General features: G+C 74.6%; 8 protein-coding genes. All 8 read left to right on the forward strand.

Annotated features, from left to right (window positions below; genetic code table 11):
• The 8 genes from ACZ7KX_RS02140 (at position 1) to ACZ7KX_RS02175 (ending at position 24,646) form a co-directional block, all read left to right on the forward strand.
• Entirely contained in the window at positions 1–1,728 is a 1,728-nt protein-coding gene (locus tag ACZ7KX_RS02140; protein ID WP_470324822.1) for a condensation domain-containing protein, read from the forward strand.
• On the forward strand, positions 1,725–6,413 hold the full coding sequence (locus tag ACZ7KX_RS02145) for a non-ribosomal peptide synthetase (RefSeq protein WP_470324823.1): 4,689 nt from the start codon (positions 1,725–1,727) through the stop codon (positions 6,411–6,413). Before ACZ7KX_RS02140 ends, ACZ7KX_RS02145 begins: the two co-directional genes overlap by 4 nt.
• A complete protein-coding gene (locus tag ACZ7KX_RS02150; RefSeq protein ID WP_470324824.1) occupies positions 6,410–12,922 on the forward strand; it encodes an amino acid adenylation domain-containing protein in 6,513 nt (2,170 codons plus the stop codon). The genes ACZ7KX_RS02145 and ACZ7KX_RS02150 overlap by 4 nt, the downstream gene beginning before the upstream one ends.
• 86 nt (positions 12,923–13,008) lie before the next feature.
• Positions 13,009–13,818, forward strand: coding sequence for an O-methyltransferase (locus tag ACZ7KX_RS02155; RefSeq protein WP_470324825.1), 810 nt, complete (start codon positions 13,009–13,011; stop codon positions 13,816–13,818).
• The gene (locus tag ACZ7KX_RS02160; RefSeq protein ID WP_470324826.1) at positions 13,815–15,107 is read left to right on the forward strand and encodes an MFS transporter; all 1,293 of its coding nucleotides are present in this window, start codon (positions 13,815–13,817) and stop codon (positions 15,105–15,107) included. Before ACZ7KX_RS02155 ends, ACZ7KX_RS02160 begins: the two co-directional genes overlap by 4 nt.
• Positions 15,082–16,191: a capreomycidine synthase gene (gene vioD, locus ACZ7KX_RS02165; RefSeq protein ID WP_470324827.1), complete on the forward strand. Its 1,110-nt coding sequence runs from the start codon at positions 15,082–15,084 to the stop codon at positions 16,189–16,191. Before ACZ7KX_RS02160 ends, vioD begins: the two co-directional genes overlap by 26 nt.
• Positions 16,192–16,235: 44 nt before the next feature.
• A complete protein-coding gene (gene gntD / locus ACZ7KX_RS02170) occupies positions 16,236–17,267 on the forward strand; it encodes a guanitoxin biosynthesis L-enduracididine beta-hydroxylase GntD (RefSeq protein WP_470324828.1) in 1,032 nt (343 codons plus the stop codon).
• A gap of 56 nt (positions 17,268–17,323) precedes the next feature.
• A complete protein-coding gene (locus tag ACZ7KX_RS02175; protein WP_470324829.1) occupies positions 17,324–24,646 on the forward strand; it encodes an amino acid adenylation domain-containing protein in 7,323 nt (2,440 codons plus the stop codon).
• The last annotated feature ends 43 nt before the right edge of the window (positions 24,647–24,689 follow it).

The following is a 24,689-nucleotide window of genomic DNA, read 5'->3' on the forward strand; positions in this document are numbered from 1 at the left end:
ATGGCTGCCGATCACTACGTCTTCCCTGCCACGCACACCCAGCGGCAGATGTGGTTCGCCGAGCGAATCACCCCGAACACCTCCGCCTTCCACCTGCCGTTCGCGGTCCGCCTCGTCGGCCCGGCCGACGAGGCGGCGCTGATCGCCGGTCTCCGGGCCGCCGTCCGGCGGCACGAGGCGCTGCGCACCGCCTTCGACGAGGTGGACGGCGAGGTCGTGCAGCTGGTCGCGCCGTGGGCCACCGTGGACGTGCCGGTGCACGACCTCACCGGCGCCGACGAGGCGGCCCTCGCCGACCGGCTCAGCGAGGACGCCGCCCGCCCCTTCGACCTCCGGAACGGCCCGCTGATCCGGTTCGCGCTGCTGCGGCTGGGGCCGCAGGAGCGCGTGCTCGCAGTGACCGCCCACCACCTGGTCTTCGACAGCTGGTCGGCCGGCGTGCTCCTGCACGAGCTGGCCGGGTTCTACGCCGCGGACGCCGCAGGACGGGAGGCCCTGGAGGCCGGAGCGGACCTGCAGCTCGCCGACTACACGATCGCCTCCCACGAGGCCCTGGACGGCGAGGCGGGCGAACGCTCGCTCGGCTACTGGCAGGACCGCCTGCACGGCCTGCCACCCGCGCCTGCGCTGCCGCTGGACCGGCCCCGGCCGACGGTCCCCTCGCTGACCGGCGGATCGGTCCCGGTGCGACTGTCGCCCGAGCTGAGCCAGGGTGTGACCGGCACCGCCGGCCGGTACGGCGTCACGCCGTTCGTCGTCCTGCTGGCCTCGCTCCAGGTGCTGGTCGGCGGGTACGGGAACACCGAGGACGTGGCGATCAGCACCGCGGTCGCCGACCGGCCGGCCGGCACCGAGGCGGTGGTCGGGTGCCTGGTGAACGAACTGCTGCTGCGCACCTCGCTGGCCGACGACCCGTCCGTCGCCGAACTGCTCCGCCGGGTGCGGACGGTGATGCTGGGGGCGATGGACCACCAGGCGGTCCGGCTCGACGAGGCGGTGGCCCGGGCGCTGCCGGGGCGGGACCCGTACCGTGCTCCGCTCACCGAGGTCGCGCTCGTGCAGAACGCCTCGCTGAAGGTCCCGGCGCTGCCGGGTCTGACGGTCAGCCGGGTGGACGTCGCCCGCCGGGCCGCCCAGCTCCCGCTGAGCTTCCACCTGTGGGAGGAGGACGGCCGCTTCGTCGGTACGGTCGAGTTCAGTTCGGACGTTCTCGACGCAGCAACGGTCTCCGGCCTGCTGGAGGACTGGCTCGCCCTGCTGGCCTCGGTGGTGGCCGACCCCACGCTGCCGCTGTCCCGGCTGACCAGGCCCGCTGCCGTGCTCGGGGCGCACCTGTCGGGCGAGGGCGAGGGCGGAGGTGGCGCCGGCGTCCGGCCCGCCTCCGCACCGCCGGTCGGCCCCGTCGAGACCACGCTGGCGGCGCTGTGGCAGGCCCTGCTCGGCCTCGACGACGTGGGCCGGGACCAGAACTTCTTCGAGTCGGGAGGCAACTCCATCCTCGCGGCGCGCATGATCGCGCAGATCCGCGAGGTGCTCCAGGTCGCGGTCGAACTCCGCACCCTGTTCGAGGCGGTGACCGTCGCCGACCTGGCCGCGGAGATCCGGCGGCAGGCGCGGGAGACCGGGACCGACGTCGATCTGATCGCCGAGACCGCGATGCGACTGCTGTTGATGGACGAGGACGAGGTGCGCGCCGAACTGGCCGCGCGGGAGGCGAACCGAGCGTGAAGCAGGCTTTCTCGGCGGACAAGGTCCGGCTGCTGGCCGAACTCCTCAAGGAGCGGGGAGTGGCGGCGCAGGGGCCGACGCCCATTCCGAGGCACCCGGACGAGGGCCCCGTCCAGCTGTCCTTCGCCCAGCAGCGGCTCTGGTTCCTCCAGCAGATCGAGGGCGGCGCGCTGTACAACATCCCGGCGGTGGTCCGGCTGCGCGGCGTCCTGGACACCGGGGCGCTGCAGGCGGCCCTGGGCGAGATGGTCGCCCGGCACGACGCGCTGCGCACCGCCTTCACCGTCGGTGAGGACGGCCTGCCGCGGCAGACCGTCGCCGACCGGGTGGACGTCGCGCTGCCGCTGACGGACCTCTCGCAGGTGCCGGCCGACGAGCGCGATCGGGAGGTCGCCCGGATCGCCCGGGCGGGCGCGCACACCTCCTTCGACCTCGCCGAGGCGCCGCTGCTGCACATGCGGCTGCTGCGGCTCGCCGCCGAGGAGCACGTCCTGGTCTTCGTCGTCCACCACATCGTGGCCGACGGCTGGTCGTTCGACGTCCTGCTGCCCGAACTGGCCCGGGCCTACCACCGGCTGGTCCGCGGCCTGCCCCTCGACCTCCCGGAACCACCCGTCCGCTACCGGGACTTCGCGCTGTGGCAGCGGGCCGGAATGCAGGGGGAGCGGTTCGAGGCCGAACTCGCCCACTGGCGCGCCGAGCTCGACGGGGCGTCGCCGTACGTCAGCCTGCCGACCGACCGTCCGCACGCGCACCGGCGCACCTTCCGCGGCGCCATGCGCACCTGGGAGCTCCCCGCCGACCTGCTGGAGCGGCTCAAGGAACTCGGCCGGGCCGAGGACGCCTCGCTGTTCATGGTCCTCATGGCGGGCTTCAACGCCCTGCTTCACCGGTACAGCGGTCAGACCGACATCGTGGTCGGCTCCCCGGTCGCCAACCGGAGCCACCCGGACCTGGAGAACCTGGTCGGGTTCTTCGTCAACACCCTGCCGATCCGCACCGATCTGAGCGGACGCCCGAGTTTCCGCACGCTCCTGCGCAGGGTGCGCGCAACCACCCTCGCCGCGTTCGAGCACCAGACCGTCCCGTTCGAGCGCATCGTCGAGGAGATCGCGCCCGAGCGGGCCGCCTCCGGCCACACCCCCCTGTTCAACGTCATGCTGGTGCTCCAGAACACCGCGCGCGGCCAGGCCGAACTCCCGGACCTGGCGATGGAGATCGAGCCGGTCGACAGCGGCACCGCGAAGTTCGACCTGCACCTGCAGATGTGGGAGACGGACCACGGGCTGCGCGGCATGGCCGACTTCAGCACGGAGCTGTTCGACGAGCCGACCGTGCTGCGGATGCTCCGGCACTTCGAGGAGCTGCTCGGCGGCGCCGTCGCCGACCCGGACGCTCCGGTCGACGCCCTGCCGCTGCTCACCGCTGAGGAGCGTTCCGCGATCCTGGGCGACTGGGCCACGCGCCGGGTGGTGGAGCCGCAGGCCGCGAGCCTGTTCGAGGCGTTCGCGGCCCGGGCGCGGCGGTCCCCGGACGCGGTCGCGCTGCGCTTCGAGGGGCGTGGCGTCAGCTACGCCGAACTGCACGACCGGGCCGTGCGGCTCGCCCGCGGCCTGCGGGCCAAGGGCGCGGGCCCAGAGGTACCCGTCGCCCTGTACGCGGAACCGTCGGTCGACCTGATCGCGGGGATCCTCGCCGTCCTCGCCGCCGGATCCGCGTACGTGCCGATCGATCCCCGGTACCCCGACACCCGGCGCGACTTCGTCCTGGCGGACAGCGGCTGCCGGCTGGTGCTCGCCGGCCGGGAGCAGGCCGCCGCCCTGGCCGACGCCGACGCCGAGGTGCTCGACCTGGACGGCACGTGGTGCGACGAGCACCGGGATCCGCCCCTGCCGGCCGCCGCCGCCTCGGCGGACAACCTCGCCTACGTCATCTACACCTCGGGCTCGACCGGAACGCCGAAGGGCACCCTGGTCACGCACCGGAGCGTGCTGCGCCTGTTCGCCGCCACCGCCGACTGGTACGGCTTCACCGAGCGGGACGTCTGGGCGCTCTGCCACTCCACGGCCTTCGACGTCTCCGTGTGGGAGATCTGGGGCGCGCTGCTGCACGGTGCCGCGCTGGTGGTCGTCCCGCACGCCGTGAACCGGGCGCCGGACGAACTGCACGCCCTGCTCCGGGCCGAGGGCGTCACCGTGCTGAACCAGACTCCGTCCGCGTTCCAGAACCTCGTGCACGCCGACAGCCGCTACGACGGCGCGGGCCGCCTGAGCGTGCGGCACGTCGTGCTGGCGGGCGAGGCGCTCCAGCAGCAGCTGCTCAGGCCCTGGTTCGAGCGGAACGGGGCGGACCGGACCCGGCTGACCAACATGTACGGCATCACCGAGACCACCGTCCACGTGACCTGCCACGAGGTCGTTCCCGAGGACCTGGACGGCTCCCGCAACCTGGTCGGCCGGGCCATGCCGGACCTCACCGTCCACCTGCTCGACGACCGCCTGAACCCCGTCCCGGTCGGTGTCCCGGGCGAGATCCACGTGGGCGGACCGGGGCTCGCACGGGGCTACCTCGGCCGGCCGGGCCTGACCGCCGAGCGGTTCGTGCCGAACCCGTTCGCCACCGAGCCGGGCGACCGCCTGTACCGCAGCGGCGACCTGGCACGGTACCTGCCCGACGGCAGCCTCGAATACCTCGGCCGGATCGACCACCAGGTCAAGATCCGCGGCTTCCGGGTGGAACCGGCGGAGGTCGAGGAGGCCCTGCGGAGGCACCCGGCGGTCCGGCACGCCGCGGTCATCGGCCGTGAGGACACGCCCGGTGACCGTCGCCTGGTGGCGTACGTCGTACCTGAGACCGACGGCGACGCGGTCACCGGGACGGACGGTGAACCCGCCGCGGTCGAGGAGCGGGTGGCCCAGTGGCGCGAGGTCTTCGACGCCGCCTACGCCGGCCGGGCGGAGCCGTCCGGGGCGCAGGACCGCTCCGCCACGCCGGTCTTCGAGACCGCCGGCTGGAACAGCAGCTACACGGGCGAGCCCATCCCGCAGGAGGAGATGGGCCGTTGGGTCGACGACACGCTCACCGCGATCGGCGACGCCCGGTCGAAGCGCGTGCTGGAGATCGGCTGCGGCACCGGCCTGCTGCTGTTCCGGCTCGCCCCGGACTGCGAGCGGTTCGTCGGGACGGACATCTCGGACGAGGCGCTGGAGCACGTCGCCGGACACCTGCCGGCCGACTGGGCGCACGTCTCGCTGGCACGCCGGGCCGCGCACGAGCTGGACGGCTTCGCGGACGACGAGTTCGACCTGGTCGTCCTCAACTCGGTCGCGCAGTACCTGCCGGACGCCGACTACCTCGCCGGGGTGCTCCGCGAGGCCGCCCGGGTCGTGGCCCCCGGCGGGCGGATCTTCGTGGGGGACGTGCGCCACCTGGGTCTGCTGGAGGCCTTCCACGCGTCGGTGCAGGCCGCGCTCCTCGACGCGGAGGGCACGCCGGCCGAGCTCCGGCACCGGACGCTGCAGGCCATGGCGCAGGAGGAGGAACTGCTGCTCGACCCGGCCTTCTTCACGGCCCTGGGCGCCGCGGTCCCCGCCGTGGCCGGCGTCGAGGTGCGGCCCAAGCCGGGCCGCGACCGCAACGAGATGGTCATGTTCCGCTACGACGTGGTGCTGACCGTCGGCCCCTCCGCCGCGGCGGAACCGGACGTGTCCTGGGAAGGCTGGGACCGGCACCGGCCGGACGCTGCCGCGATCGGCAGGCGGGTGGCGGGGCTGCTGGGCGGCGCGTCCCCGACCGCGGTCGGCTACACCGGCGTCCGCAACGCCCGGGTGGACGGCGCCGTCCGGACCGCGGCCCGGATCCTCGGGGACCGGGCTCCGGGGGACACTCGTGATCCGGACGTCGCCGCCCCGTCGGCGGTCGACCCGGGAGAGCTCCTGGCGCTCGCGGACGCGCTGTCCTGCTCGGTCGAGCTGAGCTGGGCCGCCGGTCACCCGGACGGTGCCTTCGACGTCGCGTTCGTGCCCCGGCCGGCCGACGGCCGGCCCGGGCCGACGCCGGTGTTCCCCGCACCCACCGAGGACGACTCCGAACCGCGGGCACTCGCCAACGACCCGGGCACCGGCCGCCGACTGCGCCGTCTGGTCCCCGAGCTGCGCTCGGACCTGAGCGCACGGCTGCCCGAGTACCTCGTGCCCGACGCGTTCGTCCTGCTGGACCGGCTGCCGCTGACGTCGAACGGGAAGCTGGACCACCGCGCCCTGCCCGCGCCGCACGGAGTGCGGCTCTCCGCCGGGGTCGGCTACGTCCCGCCGGCGGACCCGGCCGAGAAGGCCGTGGCCGACGTCTGGTCGACGGTCCTCGGCGTGCCCCGGGTCAGCATGACCGACGACTTCTTCGTCCTGGGCGGCCACTCGCTGCTGGCCGTTCAGGTCATGGGCCAGGTCAACGCGTCGCTCGGCACGGACCTGCCGCTCCGGGCGCTGTTCGAGGCCAGGACCGCGGCGGGGCTCGCGGCGGCCGCGCGCCGGGCGGCCGCCGACGGCGGTGGGCCGGCCGTTCCCGCGGCCGGTGCCGCGGTGACCCGCCGGGAGCACACGGCGGTACCGCTCGACCAGGTCGTCGGCGGCTTCGACGACCTCACCGCGGAAGAACTCACTGCACTGATGGACGGGATCGAACCATGATCGCTGGCAGCAGCCCGACCGAGCCCTCGGGCACGACCCCGACCCAGACCCCGGCCGGGGCGACCGGCGCCGGGGCGCCGCAGGTCCGCATGATCCCGCTGTCGTCGGCCCAGGAACGCTTCTGGCTCCTCCAGCGGATCTCGCCGGAGTCCGCGGTGTCGAACATCGCGGTGGGCCTGCGGCTGCGCGGCAGGCTCCAGGTCGACGCCATGCGCGCGAGCCTGCAGGCGCTGGTCGACCGCCACGAGGCCCTGCGGACCGTCTTCCCGTCGCGCGGCGGCGAGCCGGTCCAGCTCGTGCTGCCCCGGCGCGCCGTCGAGCTGCCGCTCGTCGACGTCGGCCCGGGGGAGGAGCGCTGGGTCCGGCACGCCCGGCAGGTGATCGACCAGCCGTTCGACCTCGGCCGTGGGCCGCTGCTGCGGGCCGAACTGCTGCGGCTGGGCTCGGAAGAGCACCTGCTGGTGCTCGCCGTCCACCACGTCGTCGCGGACCGCTGGTCGCTCGGCGTGCTGATGCGGGACCTCACCGACGGGTACCTGGCGCGCACCGGCGGGCCCGGGGCCACCGGTGCGCAGCCCGCCGCGCCGTCGGTCGGCGTCGCGGACTACGTGGCCTGGGAGCAGGAGCGCTGTGCGGGCCCCGACGGGGAGCGGCTGACCGCGTACTGGCGCAAGCAGCTGGAGGCGCTGCCGGGCGAGCTGCAACTGCCCTTCGAGCGCACCCGCCCGGCCGCACGCTCGTACCGCGGGGCCGAGGTGTCCTTCGATCTGCCGGCGGCGCTGTCGCGGGCCGTGCGGGAGCTCTGCCGGCAGGAGGGCGTGACGCCGTACATGGCGTTCCTCGCCGCCTTCCAGGCACTGCTGGGCCGCTACACCGGTTCCGACGACATCGTCGTCAACACCAGCCGCGCCACCCGACCGGCGGGCACCGAGGACCTGGTCGGCTGCCTGATCAACACGCTGCTCATGCGCACCTCGCTGGCCGGCGACCCGACCTACCGCCGGCTGCTCGGACAGGTCCGCCAGGTGACGCTGGAGGCGTTCGAGCACCAGGACCTGCCGTTCGAGCGGGTCTGGGCCGCGGTGGCGTCCCCGGAGCGCCAGGGCAACCCGCCGCTCCAGGCCGGCCTGGTGGTGCAGAACGCCCCGCTGCCCGCGCTGGAGCTCGACGGCCTGGAGGTGGAGCCGGTCGCCCTGCCGTACGAGTGGGCGCACATGGACCTCAACCTCGAACTCTGGGAGGACGGGGACGGTTTCTCCGGTCGCCTGGAGTACGACCGCGACCTGTGCGACGCCACCGTCGCGCAGCGGGTGGTGACGCACTGGCAGACCCTGCTGGCGGCGGCGGTGGCGAACCCCGACGCCCCGCTGGCGCGGCTCTCACCGCTGCCCGAGGGCGAGCGGCGCCGGCTGCTGGAGGACTGGAACGACACCGCAGTCGAGCTGCCCGCCGTGACCACCCTGCCCGGCCTGTTCGAGCAGCGGGTCGCGGGGGCCCCGGACGCGGTCGCGCTGGTCCACGACGGCGGCGAGGTGTCCTACGGCGAGTTGAACTCGCGCGCCAACCGCCTGGCGCGGCGGCTGGTCGGCCTCGGGGTCGGGCCGGAGACGGGCGTCGCGCTGCTGATGCGCCGCTCCGTCGACCTGGTGGTGGCGATCCTGGCCGTCGTCAAGGCGGGCGGGTTCTACGTGCCGCTCGACTCCCGTTACCCGGCCGCCCACCGCAGGCTGATCCTGCAGGAGACCGCGGCCAGGGTGCTGGTGACCGACCGCGGGTCGGCCGAGGAGGCCGCGGAGCTGGTCCGGGACAACACCGTTCCGGCGCTGTTCGCGGACGGCGAGCACGACCTGCTCGCCCTCGACCCGTCGGACCTCGGTCTCGCCCACGACCCGGACGCCCTCGCGTACGTGATGTACACCTCCGGCTCGACCGGTCGGCCCAAGGGCGTGGCGGCCACCCACCGGGGTGTCGTCGCGCTGGCCACCGACCGTCGTTTCACCGGCGGCGGGTACGAGCGCGTGCTGCTGCACGCGCCGTACTCCTTCGACGCCTCCACGGCGGAGCTCTGGGTGCCGTTGCTGGGCGGCGGACAGGTCGTGGTCGCCCCCGACGGCGTGCTCGGCGCCCGGGAGATGGACCGCCTGCTCGCCGAGCACGCCGTGACGGGCGTGTTCGTGACGGCCGGTCTGTTCGCGCTGATCGCCGAGGAGAACCCGGCCTGCTTCCGCGGTGTACGGGAGATCCTGACCGGCGGTGACGTCGTCTCCCCGGTCGCCGTCGCCCGGGTCCGGGAGGTCTGCCCCGATGCCCGGGTCGTCGTCGGCTACGGCCCGACCGAGGTCACCATGCTCGCCACCACGCACGCGGTCGAGGGCGACGAGGCCCGGCACGGTGCCCTGCCGATCGGCCGACCGCTCGACAACACCCGGGTCCACGTGCTGGACGCCGCTCTGCAGCCGGTGCCGGTCGGCGTCGTCGGCGAACTGTACGTCGCCGGGGTCGGGACGGCCCGGGGCTACCTGGACCGGCCCGGACCCACCGCCGAGCGCTTCCTGCCGGACCCGTACGGTCCGCCCGGCTCGCGGATGTACCGCACCGGTGACCTGGTGCGGTGGCTGGAGGACGGTGCGCTCGCCTTCGTCGGGCGGGCGGACGCGCAGGTGAAGATCCGGGGCTTCCGGATCGAGCCGGCCGGGATCGAGGCCGTGCTGGCCGGACACCCGGCGGTCGCCCAGGCGGTGGTCGTGGTCCGCGAGGACCGGCCGGGCGACAAGCGGCTGGTGGGCTACGTGGTTCCGGCGCCCGGCGCGCTGTTCGACGCGGCGCAGCTGCGCGGCCACGTGGCGGCGGCGCTGCCCGAGTACATGGTCCCCGGCGTGTTGGTGCGGCTCGACGAACTGCCGTTGTCGCCCAACGACAAGGTGGACCGCGCCGCGCTGCCGGCGCCGGAGCCGGTCGGTGCGGACCGGCCGGCGCCGGCCGACCCGCCGACCACCGAGCTGGCGGTCCGGCTCGCCGGGGCGTGGACGCAGGTCCTCGACGTGGCCGCCGTCGGGATGGACGACGACTTCTTCGAACTGGGCGGGCACTCGCTGTCCGCCAGCCGGCTCGCGGCGCGGATCAGGGACGCCGTCGGCGTCGACGTCCCGTTGCGGATGCTCTTCGAGGCGCGGACGCTGGCCGCCCAGGAGAGCGCCGTCCAGGAGCTGCTGACGGGTGCCCAGGCCGGCCCGGCGTGGCCCGCGCCGCGCCGCGTCGAGCGGGGCGAGCGGGCGCCGCTGTCCTTCGCCCAGCAGCGGATGTGGTTCGCCGACCAGCTCGAACCGGGCAGCGCCGTCTACCATGTCCCCCTGCCGGTCCGGCTGGCCGGTCCGCTGGACGCCGACGCGCTGCGCGCGGCGCTCGGCGCCCTGGTGGCACGCCACGAGATCCTGCGCACGGTCTACCGCCTGGACGGCGACCAGCCCGTGCAGCAGGTCCTGCCGGCCGCCGGCGTGGCCCTGACGCCGATCGACCTGACCTCCGCCGGATCGGACGCGGAGCGCGAGCAGGCCCTGCGGGACCGGGTCGCGGCCGCCGCGACCCGGCCGTTCGACCTGGCCGCCGAGCCGCCCGTGCGGTGGGAGCTGGTCAGGCTCGGGGAGCAGGACCACGCCCTGCTGGCGGTGCTGCACCACATCGCCGTGGACGGCTGGTCGACCGGTGTCCTGCTGCGGGAGCTGGCCGAGCTCTACCCCGCAGCGGGCCGCCCCGGCACGCTGCCCGAACCGCCCCTCCAGTACGCCGACTACGCGCTCTGGCAGCACGAGCTGGCGGACTCCGGAGCCCTGGACGAGCAACTGCGGTACTGGCAGGACCGGCTGTCCGGGGTCACCGAGCTCGACCTGCCCACCGACCGGCCGCGGACGGCCGGCACCTCCTTCCGCGGGGGCCAGGTCGATCTCGTGATCGGCGCCGAACTGGCCGCCCGCGTCCGCGCACTGGCGGCGTCGGGCCGCACCACGCTGTTCACGGCGGCGTCGGCCGCCTTCCAGGTCCTGCTGGGGAAGCTGACCGGCCGGACGGACGTTGCCGTCGGCACCCCGGTGGCCGGCCGTTCCCGGTCCGAACTGGAGGGGCTGGTCGGCTGCTTCGTCAACACCGTGGTGCTGCGCGCCGACCTCGCCGCGGACCCGCGCTTCCGCGACGTCCTGGCCGCGGCAGGGGCGGACGCGCTGGCCGCGTTCGCCCACCAGGACGTGCCCTTCGAGCGGGTGGCGGACCTGGTGGCCGCCGACCGGCACACCACCCGAACCCCGGTGTTCCAGGCGATGTTCGCGCTGCAGAACGCCCCGATGCCCGAGCTGGCCATGGGCGCGGTCCGGATCGCCCCGCTGGCGGCCGGTACCTCGACCTCGCTCACCGACCTGGTCTGCACCGTGGTGGAGCAGGGGGACGAGCTGGCCGTCACCTTCGAGTACGACGCCGACCTGTTCGACGCGTCGACGGTCGCCGGCTTCGCCCGGTGCTACCGCCACGTCCTGGACCAGGTCAGCGCGGACCCGGAGATCCGCCTGTCGGGCGTCGGCCTGCTCGACGCGCAGGAGAGGCGCCGGGTCCTGGTGGAGCTCAACGACACGGACCGGTCCGTCCCGGAGCTCCCCGTGCACCGGCTGATCGCCGAACTGGCCCACCGCTCGCCGCAGTCGGAGGCCGTCGACGGCGGGAGCACCGTCCTCAGCCGGGCGCAGCTCGACGAGCGCGCCGGGGCGCTCGCCCGGAGCCTGGCTGCAGCGGGCGTCGGCCGCGGCTCGGTGGTGGCGCTGGTGTCGGCGCCCACGGCCGACCTGGTGGTGGCGATCCTCGCCGTCCTCAAGGCCGGCGCCGCCTTCCTGCCGTTGGACCCGGCGTACCCGGCGCAGCGGATGCGGCGCATCCTGGAGCACTCGCGAGCCCGGCTCGTCCTGGCCGATGCCGGCTCTGCGCCCGCCCTCGCGGACGCGGTGCCCGATCCGGGGATGATCCGCCCGATCGAGGTCACCGACGCCCGGGCCGACCGGGCACAGGAGCCCGCCGTCGACGTCGACGGCGAGGACCTGGCCTGCGTGTTCTACACCTCCGGTACGACGGGCGTGCCGAAGGGCGTGGCGGTGACCCACGGAGCCCTCGCCAACTACACCCGCACCATGGTCGACGCGATGCGGCTCACCGCCGACGACCGGTTCCTGCAGCTGGCCTCCATCGGCTTCGACGTGCTGCTGGAGGAGGTCTTCCCCGCGCTCGCCGCCGGGGCGACCGTGGTGATGCCGGGCGAGCCCCTGCTCGCCCGCGGCGCCGACCTGGCCGAGCACGTGGAGGCCCGGCGGGTCACCTGCCTGGAGCTCACCACCGCCTACTGGCACGCCTGGGTCGAGGAGTTGGAGGTCTCCGGCCGCCGTCCGCCGCAGTGCCTGCGGCTGATCGCGATGGGCGGGGAGCGCGTCCTGCCCGACCGCCTCGCCACCTGGCGCGGCTTCGGGGTGCCGCTGCTGCACGTCTACGGGCTGACGGAGGTCACCTGCACCTCTACCGTCCACCTGGTCGAGGGCCCGGCCGCGGACGACGACGACGTGCCGTCCGCCGGGCTGCCCATCGGCCGGCCCGTGGACAACACCCGGATCTACCTGCTCGACCGCGACCTGCGGCCGGTGCCGCCCGGGGTGCCCGGCGAACTGTGCATCGGCGGTCTGGGACTGGCCCGCGGCTACCTGCACGACCCGGCCCGGACGGCGGACCGCTTCACGCCCGACCCGTTCAGCGCCGTGCCGGGTGCGCGGATGTACCGCACCGGCGACATGGCCCGGCTGCGGCCGGACGGCACGATCGGCTTCATCGGCCGCGCCGACAACCAGGTGAAACTGCGCGGGTTCCGGATCGAACTCGGCGAGGTGGAAGCGGCGATGACCGCCCACCCCGCGGTCACCGCGGCGGTGGCGGTGCTGTACGGCGACCGGCCCGCCGACCGGCGACTGGCCGGGTACGTGACGGTGGCCCGTACGTCGTCGACCGGACCCGTGGGCGCGGCCGAGCTGCGGGCGTTCCTCCGGGACCGGCTTCCCGGCTACATGGTGCCGTCGGCCGTCGTGGTGCTGGACGCCCTCCCGCTGACCGCCAACGGGAAGATCGACAAGGCGGCGCTCCCGCACCCCGGGGCCGGGGTCGACGCCACCGGGCCCGGCCGGGCCCCGCAGACGCCGGTGGAGGAGCGGCTGGCCGAGCTGTGCGCCGAACTCCTCGGCACCGGTCCGGTCGGGATGGACGACGACTTCTTCGAACTCGGCGGCCACTCCCTGCTCGCGACCCGGTTCATCACGAGGGTCCGGGCCGAGTTCGCGGTCGACGTCCCGCTGCGGGCCTTCTTCGAGGCACCGACCCTCGGCGAACTCGCAGTGAACGTCGTCGCACTCCAGGCTGCGGCTTTCGACCTCGACGAACTGACCGCCCTGATGGCCGAACTGGGCGTCCCCGAGCCGGGCGCCGAACAGCCGTGACGGCCCTCCCGCGGCGGCCCGCCGCCCGCCGCCCGCCCACCGCACCGACCGAACGCACGGCCCCACCGGCCGAGGAGGAACGACCGATGAAGACCAGGACAGCGGACTTCACCATCACCGTGGACCTCACCAACGACGGGTTCCTCCGGACCCCGCGCGAGGAGCAGCACAACTGGCTCGTCGGCCGGGCGACGGAGGAGCTGGCCGCCGACCTCACCCACCTCGACACCGTTGCCCGCCGTCTGGTGACCGGTACCGACCGGCCGGCCATCCGCAACACCTGGTCCGACAGCCGGGCGGAGTACGACGACTCCCAGCTGATCATCGAGGACCAGCAGGTGATGCAGGACTGGGAGACCCCGCTGATGGCGGCGATGGCCCGCTGCGTCACCGGCGGCGGCGGGGACGTGCTCGAACTGGGTTTCGGCATGGGCATCTCCGCCACCCGCATCCTCCGGGAGGGGGTGCGCTCGTACACCGTGATCGAGGCCAACGCCGACGTGCAGGAGCGCTTCGCCGACTGGGCGGCCGCCCGCCCCGGCCAGGACGTCCGGCTGGTGCCCGGCCGGTGGCAGGACGTCCTGGACGGACTGGGAGAGTTCGACGGCATCTTCTTCGACACCTACCCCGCGGACGAGGAGGAGTACCTCGCGTACGTCGTCGACGACGTGACCTTCGCCGCGCACTTCTTCCCGCACGCGGCGGCCCACCTGCGCCCCGGCGGCGTCTTCACGTACTACAGCAACGAGATCGACTCCCTCGGCCGCGGCCACCAGCGGGCGCTGCTGGAGCACTTCAGCTCGTTCTCCGTCGAGGTGGTCCGGGACCTGGAGCCGCCGGCCGACTGCCACTACTGGTGGGCCGACTCGATGGTCGTCGTCAAGGCCATCAAGTGACCGGCGGCGCGGCCCGGGCGCAGGGGCTGGGGGCGGAGTTCCACCGGCTCTGGGCGGCCGGCGCGCTGTCGGCCGCCGGGGACGGCGTCACCCTCGCCGCCGCACCGCTGCTGATGGTGCGGCTGACCTCCGACCCGCTGGTCGTCGCCGGCGCGGTGTTCGCCCAGCAGGTGCCGTGGCTGCTGTTCTCCCTGATCAGCGGCGTGTACGTGGACCGGCTCGACCGGCGGAAGCTGGTCGTCCTGGTCAACCTGGCGCGCGCGGTGCTCATCGGGGCGCTCGCAGCCGCGGTCTGGACCGGGTCCGCCGGCGTCCTGACCGTGTACACGGCACTGTTCCTGCTCGGGACGGCCGAGACCCTGGCCGATGGCGCGGCCAGGGCGCTCGTCGTGGGATCGGTGGCGCCGGACGACCTGACCCGGGCCAACTCCCGGGTCTCCGGGGCGGCGGTGGTGGGCAGCCAGCTCGTCGCACCGTCCCTGGGGGTCTGGCTCTTCCTCCAGGGCGCCGGGCTGCCGTTCGCCTTCGACGCCGCCACCTTCCTCGTGGCGGTCGCGCTCGTCCTGCGGCTACGGCCGCGGCCGGGCGTCGCGCGGGCGCGGCGCAGCCTCGGGGCGGACGTCCGGACGGGCGTGCGAACGATCCTGGGACACCCGGCGCTGCGACTGCTGACCTTCTCGCTCTGCCTGATGAACGCCACCTTCGCCGCCATCGCGGCGATCTTCGTGCTCTACACCCGGCAGCGGCTCGGGCTCTCCGACTCCGGGTACGGCCTGCTGCTGTCGGTCGGCGCGGTCGGCGGCGTGGCCGGCGCCGTCGCGGCGCCCGCGGTCCAGCGACGGCTCGGCGACGCGGCCGTCCTGCGGCTCGGGCTGCTCGTGGAGTGCTGCGCGCCGGCGGCCCTCGCGGCCGTCCGGCAGCCCTGGCTCGCCGCCTGCGTCATGGCCCTGTTCGGTGCGCACACCGTCGTGTGGGCCGTCGTGGCGACGACGCTGCGCCAGCGGGCCCTGCCGGACGCCCTGTACGGCCGGGCGAACAGCGTGCACATGGCCCTGGGCGTGGGTGGCTCCGCCGCAGGCGCGCTGCTCGGCGGCCTGTGCGCCCGCGGGCTCGGCGTCACCGGTCCGCTCTGGTGCGCCTGCGCGGCCATGACCGTCTTCACCGCCGTCACCTGGTCCCGGTTCTCCGCGGGGACCCTCAGCCTTCCCGGCGTGCCGGACCCAGACCTCCCCCCACCCACCCCTCCGACCTCGGGACGCACCGATGACCATCACGCCCGCACTGCTTGAGGACTGGCTCCGCGAGCGGTACTTCACCACCACCTTCGACATCAGCAGCAGCGGTGTCGAGAACTACACCGTGGACGAGGTGCTCGCGCTGGCCGGCACCAGCGCCGCCTCGCTCGGCGGCATCGTGTTCCGCGACAGCCACTCCCTGGGCGGTGAGCCGCTGCGCGCCGCCCTCGCCCGGCGCTACGGCGTCGACCCGGGGTCGATCATCGCCACCCAGGGTTCGAGCGAGGCCATCTACCTGGTCATGCACGCCTTGTTGGAGGCCGGCGACGAGGTCGTCGTCCAGGCCCCCGCCTACCACGCGCTGGTCGAGGTGGCCGCCTCGATCGGAGCCCGGATCGTCCCCTGGGCGATGCGCACCGAGGACGGGATCGTCACCAACGAGGACGAGCTGATCGCCCTGATCGGGCCGCGCACCAAGCTGGTCGTCGTCAACTTCCCGCACAATCCGACCGGGGCCACCGTCACCCCCGGCCAACAGGACGCCATCATCGAGGCCTGCGCCGCACACGGCACCCGGCTTGCCTGGGACGGCGCGTTCCGCGAACTCGTCTACGACCGGGAGCCGTTGCCGGACCCGGTGCTGCGCTACGAGCGGGCCGTCTCCTTCGGCACGCTCTCGAAGGCGTACGGCCTGCCCGGTCTGCGGGTGGGCTGGGCGTTCGCCGCACCCGAGGTGCTGGCCGGCTGCGTCCGCCGCCGCGACTACCTGAGCCTCGCGCTGTCGCCGCTGGTCGAGGCGGTCGCCACGCACGCCGTGGAGCACGCGGACGAACTGCTGCGCCCGCGCCTCGCCCAGGCCACCGCCAACCGGAAGCTGCTGGCCGACTGGCTGGCCGCGCACGCCGACCGGGTCGCCGGCGACCTGCCCGCCGGCGGGGTCACCGCGTTCCCGGCCCTGACCACCGTGCCGGACGTGACCGCCTTCGCCGACCGGCTCGACCGCGAGCACGGCGTCCTGGTCGTCCCCGGGAACTGCTTCGGCCGCCCGGAACACGTCCGGGTCGGCTTCGGCGGCCCCGCCGACGAACTCACCGCAGGCCTCACCCGGCTCGGTGACCTGCTGCCGGACCCCAGCTGATCCCCGGTACGCCACGACCTGCCCGACCACCCGAGGTGACATCGATGCACGCCCTGACCCTCGACCACCTCGACGCCCTCGCCGTCGAGGCCCTGTTGGACGAACTGACGGAACTCCACCAGGACGTCGAGGACGCCGAGTTCCAGCGCGAGATCGCCGTGCAGTCGCACCGACTGCCGATCGCGCTGCGCCGCTTCCTGACCGACTTCAAGCTGCGCGAGCCGGCCGGTGCCTGCGTGGTCTCGGGCTACCGGCTCCGGGAGGAGCGGATCGGCCCGACGCCGGCGCACTGGCGCGACCGCGACGGCGTCTCCCCGGCGCTGCGCGAAGAACTCTTCCTGCTGCTCTGCTCGGCCCTGCTGGGCGAGCCCGTCGCCTGGTCCACCCAGCAGGACGGCTACCTCGTGCACGACGTCCTGCCGGTCAGGGGACACGAGCACGAGCAGATCGGCACCGGCAGCGAGCAGACCATCTGGTGGCACGTCGAGGACGCCTTCCACCCGTACCGGGGCGACTACGTCGGCCTGATGTGCCTGCGCAACCCCGACCGGGTGCCGACCACCTTCGCCTCGGTGACCGACCTGGAGATCGCCCCCGAGGACCGCCGGGTCCTCGCCGAGTCCCGCTACTTCATGCTGCCCGACAACTCCCACCTGCAGATGCTGGACAGCGGGCCCGGCCGTCCGCTGGAGGGCGCGCCCGAACTGCTGGACGCCGCCCACGGGCGGCTGAAGCGGATGCGCGACGCCGCCGAACCGGTCCCCGTGCTGTTCGGCTCGCCGACCGACCCGTACATCTGCCTGGACCCGTACTTCATGGACCTGGGCCGGCTCGACCCGGAGCCCCGCGCGGCGCTGGAACGGCTCTCCGCCGAGATCGACCGCAGACTCGGGGGCGTCAGCCTCAACCCCGGTGACATCGTGTTCGTCGACAACTACCGCGCCGTGCACGGCCGCAGTCCGTTCAAGGCCAGGTTCGACGGCACCGACCGCTGGCTGAAGCGGGTCAACGTGGTCCGCGACCTGCGCAAGTCGCGCGACGCCCGCTTCAACGCCGAGTCCCGCGTCCTGTTCTGACCGGCGCCCCGCACCGCGCCGTCCAGCAACGCCTCCACCCCTCCGGAGAGAACATCGTGAGCATCCCGACCAGCGGCACCGGCGCCGCACAGCCGTCCGACCGGGAGGCCGAGGTCGCCCGGATGATCGCCGCCCTGCCGCCCCAGCAGCGCGCCCTGCTGGAGGCCAAGCTGCGCGAGCGCCTGGTCGGGCGGGCCCCGCAGGGTGCCGCCGGGGTGCGGCCGCGCACCCCGGGGGCCCGCGTGCCGCTGTCGGCCGGCCAGGAACAGATCTGGCTGGCACAGCAGTTCGACCGGGCGTCGGCCGCCTACCACGTCCCGGTGGCCGCGCGGTTCGAGGGCGAACTCGACCCGGCTCTGCTGCTGGAGGCCTTCCGTACGGTGATCGCCCGGCACGAGGTGCTGCGGACCACGTTCACCGTCTCGGACGACGGCGTGCCGCACCAGGAGGTACGGGCCCGGATCCCGTTCGAGCTGCCGGTCGTCGACCTGCGCCGGCTCGAACCGCACGCCGCCGAGGCGGAGGTCCGGGCCCGGCTGGCCGCCGAGGCGGCCGAGCCCTTCGACCTCGTCGACGGCCCGCTGCTGCGGGCGCGGCTGTTGCGCACGGGGGACCTGGACCACGTCCTGGCCGTGACCCTGCACCACATCGTCTGCGACGGCTGGTCGATGAACGTCCTGCTGGAGGAGGTGAACGAGGCCTACCGGGCCGCGTTGCTGGGCCGGCCGGCCCGACTGCCGGACCTCCCGGTGCAGTACGGCGACTACGCGCTCTGGCAGCGCGACAGGATGTCCGGCCCGGCCTTCCAGGAGGGGCTCGACCACTGGCGCGAGCGCCTGCAGGGGATCGAGGACGCCGCGCCGCTGCCCGAACGCACCGGCCCGCCCGTCCTCGGCGGCGGCAGTGGGAAGAGCACCGTCCGCCGTCTGCCGGACGGCCTCACCGCGGGCCTGCGGGCGCTCGCCGCACGGCACCGCACCACCCTGTTCACCGTCGCCCTCGCCGGACTGCAGACGCTGCTGCACCGCTACACGGGCTCCACCGGGCCGGTCGTCGGCACGCCCGTCGCCGGCCGGGAGCGGTTCGAACTGGAAGGCCTGATCGGCTGCTTCGTGAACACCCTGGTGCTGCGCGGGGACGTGTCCGGCGACCCGGGCTTCGGCGAGCTCCTCGACCGGGTCCAGGAGGCGAGCCGCCGCGACCTCCAGTACCAGGAGGTGCCCTTCGACGCCGTCGTCCGCGCCGTCCGGGCCGACCAGGACGACCGCACCGCCCCGCTGTTCCGCACCATGCTGGTGTTCGACGAGGGCAGCGCCCCGGCCCCCGGCCCGGCCGACGGGCCCGCGCTGAGCCCGCTCGACGGCCCGAGCTCCCTGGACGTCAAGCGCGACCTCACCTTCACCCTCTCGGAGGAGACGGACGGCCTCAGCGTCACCCTGAGCCACCGCACCGACCGCTACGAGGACGCCGCCGCCGAGCGCATGCTCGACCACTACGTCAACCTGCTGGCCGCGGCGGTCGCCGACCCGGACCGCCCGATCGGCCTCCTGCCGCTGCTCACCGAGCAGGAGCGCCGCCTGGTGCTCGACGAGTGGAACGCCACCGACCTCGACACCGGGCCCGCCGGCACCTTCCACGGCCGCTTCGCCGACCAGGCAGCGCGGACCCCGGACGCCGTCGCCGTGGTCGGCGTCGACGGCCGGTACACCTACGCGGAACTGGACGCACGGGCCAACCGGCTCGCCCACCGGCTGATCGGGCTCGGCGTCGGCCCGGAGACCCCGGTCGGCATCTGCCTGGAGCGCAGCGCCCGAACGGTGGTCGCCCTGCTCGGCGTGCTCAAGGCGGGCGGCTGCTACGTCCCCGTCGACCCGGCACAGCCGCGCGAACGGCTGGCGCTCATCCTCGGCGACACCGGCGCACCCGTGGTGGTCAGTCGCACCGGGCTGGCCGACCGCCTTCCGGACGCGCCGGCGAAGGTGCTGCTGGACGAGCCGGAGCCGCAGCTGCCGGACACCGCCCCGCCGACGACGGTGACCCCGGACCGGGCCGCCTACGTCCTGTTCACCTCGGGCTCGACCGGGCGCCCCAAGGGCGTGGTGGTCGAGCACCGCCAGGTGCTCAACTACGCCGCCGCCGTCATCGACGCCCTGGACCTGGCCGCGGGTGCGAGCTACGCGATGGTGCAGCCGTTCACCTTCGACTCCTGCGTCACCTTCCTCTGCGCGGCCCTGCTCGGTGGCGGCACCCTGCACATGGTGCACCCCGACACGGCCGCCGACGGCCGCGTCCTGGCGGCGTACTTCGCCGAGCACCGGATCGACTACCTCAAGATCAGCCCCTCGCACCTGGCCGCGCTGGAGGGCCCCGGCGCCGAGTACGACGTCCTGCCGCGCCGTGGGCTGGTGATCGGCGGCGAGGGATCGGCCGGCGAATGGGTGCGCGGTCTGCTGGCCCGGGCCGGCTGCACCGTCGCCAACCACTACGGCCCCACCGAGACCACCGTCGGCGTCACGACGCACCCGCTCAGCGCCGTCGAACCACCGACCACCGCGATCGTGCCGATCGGCAAGCCGCTCGGCAACACCCGCACCTACGTGCTGGACGGCCGGATGCAGCCAGTCCCGCCCGGCGTCCCGGGCGAGCTGTTCATCGGCGGCGCCAACGTCACGCGCGGCTACCTGGGCCTGCCCGCGCTCACCGCCGAGCGGTTCGTCCCGGACCCGTTCGCGACCGTCCCGGGCGCGCGGCTGTACCGCACCGGCGACCTCGTCCGGCACCTGCCGGACGGCGCCGTCGAGTTCCTCGGCCGGCTGGACGACCAGGTGAAGATCCGCGGCTTCCGGATCGAGCTCGCCGAGATCGAGGCAGCGCTGCTGGCGCAGGACGAGGTGTCGGCCGCCGCCGTGGTGGTCCGCGAGGACCGGCCCGGCGACCGCCGGCTGGTCGGCTACCTGGTCGGCGCGGCGGGCACCGCACCGGACCCGGCCCGAGTGCAGGACCGGCTCGCCGCCGCCCTGCCGGCCTACATGGTCCCCACCGCGCTGGTGGTGCTGGACGAACTGCCGCTGACGGCGCACAACAAGCTCGACCGGCGCGCCCTGCCCGTGCCCGGCCCGGTGGTGTCCGGGCCACGCCGACCGCCGAGCGGTCCCCGCGAGGAAGCGCTCGCCGGTGTGTTCGCCGACCTGCTCGGGCTCTCCGACGTGGGGGCCGACGACGACTTCTTCGCGCTCGGCGGGCACTCGCTGATCGCGATGCGGCTGGTCAGCCGGGTCCGTGCGGTGCTCGGTGCGGAGCTGTCCGTCCGTGACCTGTTCGAGGCGCCGACCGTCGCCGGCCTGGCCCGGCTGCTGGACGGCGCGGCGGCCGCTCGGCCGGCGCTGCGGCCCGTGCCCAGGCCGTCCCTCGTGCCCGCCTCGTACGCGCAGCGCCGGCTCTGGTTCCTGGAGCGGCTGGAGGGACCGGGAGCGACCTACCTGATGCCGTTCGCCGTGCACCTCTCCGGCGCCGTGGACGTGCCCACGCTGCAAGCCGCGCTGCACGACGTGACGATCCGCCACGAGGCGCTGCGCACGGTGTTCGTCGAGGGAGCGGACGGCCTCCCGTACCAGCGCCTGCTGGACGTCGCCGAGCTGCCCCCGGCGCTCGCGGTCACCGAGACCGACGAGGACCGGCTGACGGCCGCCCTGGAGGCGGAACTCGACCACGGCTTCGACCTGGCGGCCGAGCCGCCACTGCGGGCACGGCTGTTCGTCCTGGGGCCGGAGGAGTCCGTCCTGCTGCTGGTGCTGCACCACATCGCCGGCGACGGCTGGTCACTGGCCCCGCTCGCGGACGACGTCTCGGCCGCCTACGCGGCCCGCCGCCGCGGCACCGCGCCGTCCTGGCGGCCGCTGCCCGTGCAGTACGCGGACTACGCGCTCTGGCAGCGGGAGCTGCTGGGCAGTGCCGAGGACGGCGACAGTCTGCTGGCCCGGCAGGTGGAGTTCTGGCGCGGCGCGCTGGCCGGGCTGCCGGAGGAGCTCACCCTGCCCACGGACCGCCACCGTCCGGCGCTGCCGAGCCATCTCGGCGGGACCGTCCCGGTCACGATCCCGGCGGAGCTGCACGGGCGGCTCGTCGAACTGGCCCGGGCCCACGGGGTGACGCTGTTCATGGTGCTCCAGGCGGGCCTGGCCGCGTTGCTGGCCCGCTCCGGTGCCGGCACCGACATCCCGATCGGCACCATGTCTGCCGGCCGCACCGACGAGGCGCTCTCCGAGCTCGTCGGCTTCTTCGTGAACAGCCTGGTGCTGCGCACCGACGTCTCCGGCGACCCGAGCTTCGTCGAACTCCTCTCCCGGGTGCGGGAGACGGACCTGGCGGCGTTCGCCAACCAGGACGTCCCGTTCGAGTACCTGGTGGAGACGCTGAACCCGCCGCGGGCCCTGGCCCGGCACCCGCTGTTCCAGGTGCTGCTGATCCTCCAGAACAACGCCGCCGCCACCGTCGACCTGCCCGGCGTCACGGTCACGCCGAGGCCGCTGGGGACGGCGACCGCGAAGTTCGACCTGCTGGTGGGCGTCGCCGAGGCCACGGACGAGGACGGCGCCCCCGCCGGGCTCAACGGCGGCGTCGAGTACGCCGCCGAGCTGTTCGACCGGGGCACGGTGGAGGCCCTGGTGGCCCGCTGGGTGCGGCTGCTGACGGCCGCGGCGGCCGGCCCGGACCAGCCGGTGGGGCGGCTCGACCTGCTCGACCCGGCGGAGTCGGCGTGGCTGCTGACGACGTGCAACGGCACTCCTCTGGAGGTTCCGGACACGCTGCTCCCCGAGCTCTTCCGGCAGCAGGCCGCCGACTCGCCCGACGCGGTCGCCCTGGTGGCCGACGGAGCCGAACTGTCCTACCGGGAGCTGGGCCGGCGGGTGAACCGCCTCGCCCGGCTGCTGATCGCGCGGGGCGTCGGCCCGGAGACCGTCGTGGCCCTGTGCCAGGGCAGGTCCGTGGAGCTGGTGGTCGCGATGCTGGCGGTCGTCCAGGCCGGCGGCGCCTACCTGCCGGTGGATCCGGAGCACCCCGCCGAGCGCATCGCCTACGTCCTCGCGGACTGCGTGCCCGTGCTGGTCGTCACCGACGAGGCGACCGCGGACCGTCTGCCGGCCGGCTCCGAGCTGCCCCGAGTGGTGGTCGACTCGGCGGAGACGGCCGCCGCGCTGGCCCTCCTGCCGGGCGAGGCGGTCGAGACGGAGGAACGCACCGGGGCCCTGCTGCCGGCCCACCCCGTGTACGTGATCTACACCTCGGGGTCGACCGGGGCGCCCAAGGGCACGGTGGTCACCCACGCGGCGTTCGCGAACCTGCTCGCCGCAGTCCGGGAGCACGTCCCGACGGACGCGCGGGACCGGCTGCTGGCACTGAGCACCGTCGCCTTCGACGTGGCCGCGGTGGAGCTCCACCTGCCCCTCGTCACGGGAGCCGCGGTGGTCCTGGCCCCCCAGGGGACGGCACAGGACCCGGCCGGGCTCGCGGCCCTGATCCGGAGGACCGGGGCCACGGCCGTTCAGGCCACCCCGTCGCTGTGGCGGGCGCTGCTGGCGGACCGGGCGTTCACCGCAGACAGCCTCCCTTACCTGCGGATCCTCGTGGCGGGCGAGGCGCTCGGCTCCGAAGTGGCCGCATCGCTGCGGCGCCTGGGCACGGTGACCAACCTGTACGGACCCACGGAGGCCACGGTCTACTCGACGGCCGTGCGGCTCGACGACCCGTCCGACGGCACCCGGCCCACGATCGGCCGCCCGGTCGCGAACACCCGGGCCTACGTCCTGGACGCCGCCCAGCGGCCCGTACCCGTCGGCGTTCCGGGCGAGCTGTACCTCGCGGGCGCCGGGCTCGCCCGCGGCTACCTCGGCCGGCCGGGACTGACGGCGGAGCGCTTCGTGCCGGACCCGTTCGGGGCCGCCGGGTCCCGGATGTACCGGACCGGGGACGTGGCGCGCTGGACGGCGGCGGGGGAGCTGGACTTCCTGGGCCGAGCCGACGACCAGGTCAAGATCCGCGGGCACCGGATCGAACCGGGCGAGGTCGAGGCCGTACTGGCCCGCCACCCCGGGGTGCGGCAGGCGGTGGCGGTGCTTCGGCAGGACCTGCCGGGCGGCGCCGGACTGGTCGGCTACGTCGTGCCGGCGGGCGGGCCGGTGGACCCCGCCGAGGTGCGCCGCAGGGCTGCCGCCTTCCTGCCCGAGTACATGGTGCCGGTGGCCGTGGTGGCGCTGGAGGCCCTGCCGCTGACACCGAACGGCAAGCTGGACCGCTCGGCGCTGCCGGCACCCGACTTCCTGACGCCCAGCGGCGGCCGGGCGGCGCGCGGCCCCGGCGAGGAGGTGCTGGCCGGCCTGTTCGCCGAGGTGCTGGGCCTTCCCGCGGTCGGCGCCGAGAGCAATTTCTTCGACCTGGGCGGCCACTCCCTGCTGGCCGTCGCCCTGGTCGGCCGGATCCGGGCCGTCCTCGGGCGGGACGTGACGGTTCGCGATGTGTTCCGGCACCCGACGGTGGCGGCCCTGGCCGAGCGGTCGGCCACCGGGGGCGACGGCACCGGATCGGAGGGCCTGGAGCCCCTGTTGGCCCTGCGCACGGGCGGTGCGGGTGTGCCGTTGTTCGCCGTGCACCCGGTCGGGGGCCTCGGCTGGTGCTACTCGGGCCTGGTCCGGTACGTCGGACAGGACCGGCCGGTGTACGCGCTCCAGGCGGGAGGCCTGGCCGAGGACGCGGAACTCCCCGCCGGGGTCGGCGAGATGGTGGACGACTACGTACGGCGGATCCGCTCGGTGCAGCCGCACGGCCCCTACCAGCTGCTGGGCTGGTCGTTCGGGGGCGCGGTGGCCCACGCGATCGCGTGCCGGCTGCAGGAGGAGGGGGAGAAGGTGGCCCTGCTGGCGATGCTCGACTCCCGTCCCACCGGCCCGGGACGGGACGAGGAGCCGCTCACCGCGACGGAGCTCCTCTCGCTCGCACTGGACGGACTGGACCTGCCGGAGCCGGACGGAGCGGTGAGCGAACTGGGCGCCGGCCTGCCCTCGGCCGCGCAGGTGTCGCAGGCCCTCCGGGACCAGGGCAGCGTGCTGGCCGGACTCGACACCGACACGCTGGCACGCTTGCTGCGGGTGACTGCCAACAACCTCGCGCTGACCGACCGGGAGGTCCCCGGCCGGTTCGACGGCGACGTCCTGCTGTTCGAGGCGCTGCCCGGCCGACGGGACGACGTGGCCCTGTCCCGGTGGTGGGAGCCCTTCGTGGAGGGCGAGGTGACGGACCGTCCGCTGGACGTCCCGCACCACCGGCTGACCGGCCCCGAGGCGCTCGCCGTGATCGGTCCGGTGCTCGCCGACCGGCTGCTCTGATGCTCGGCGACGAGCCGGTCCGGTGCTCGTCGACGGATTGAAC

This window comes from Kitasatospora sp. NPDC038210 (assembly GCF_055600605.1).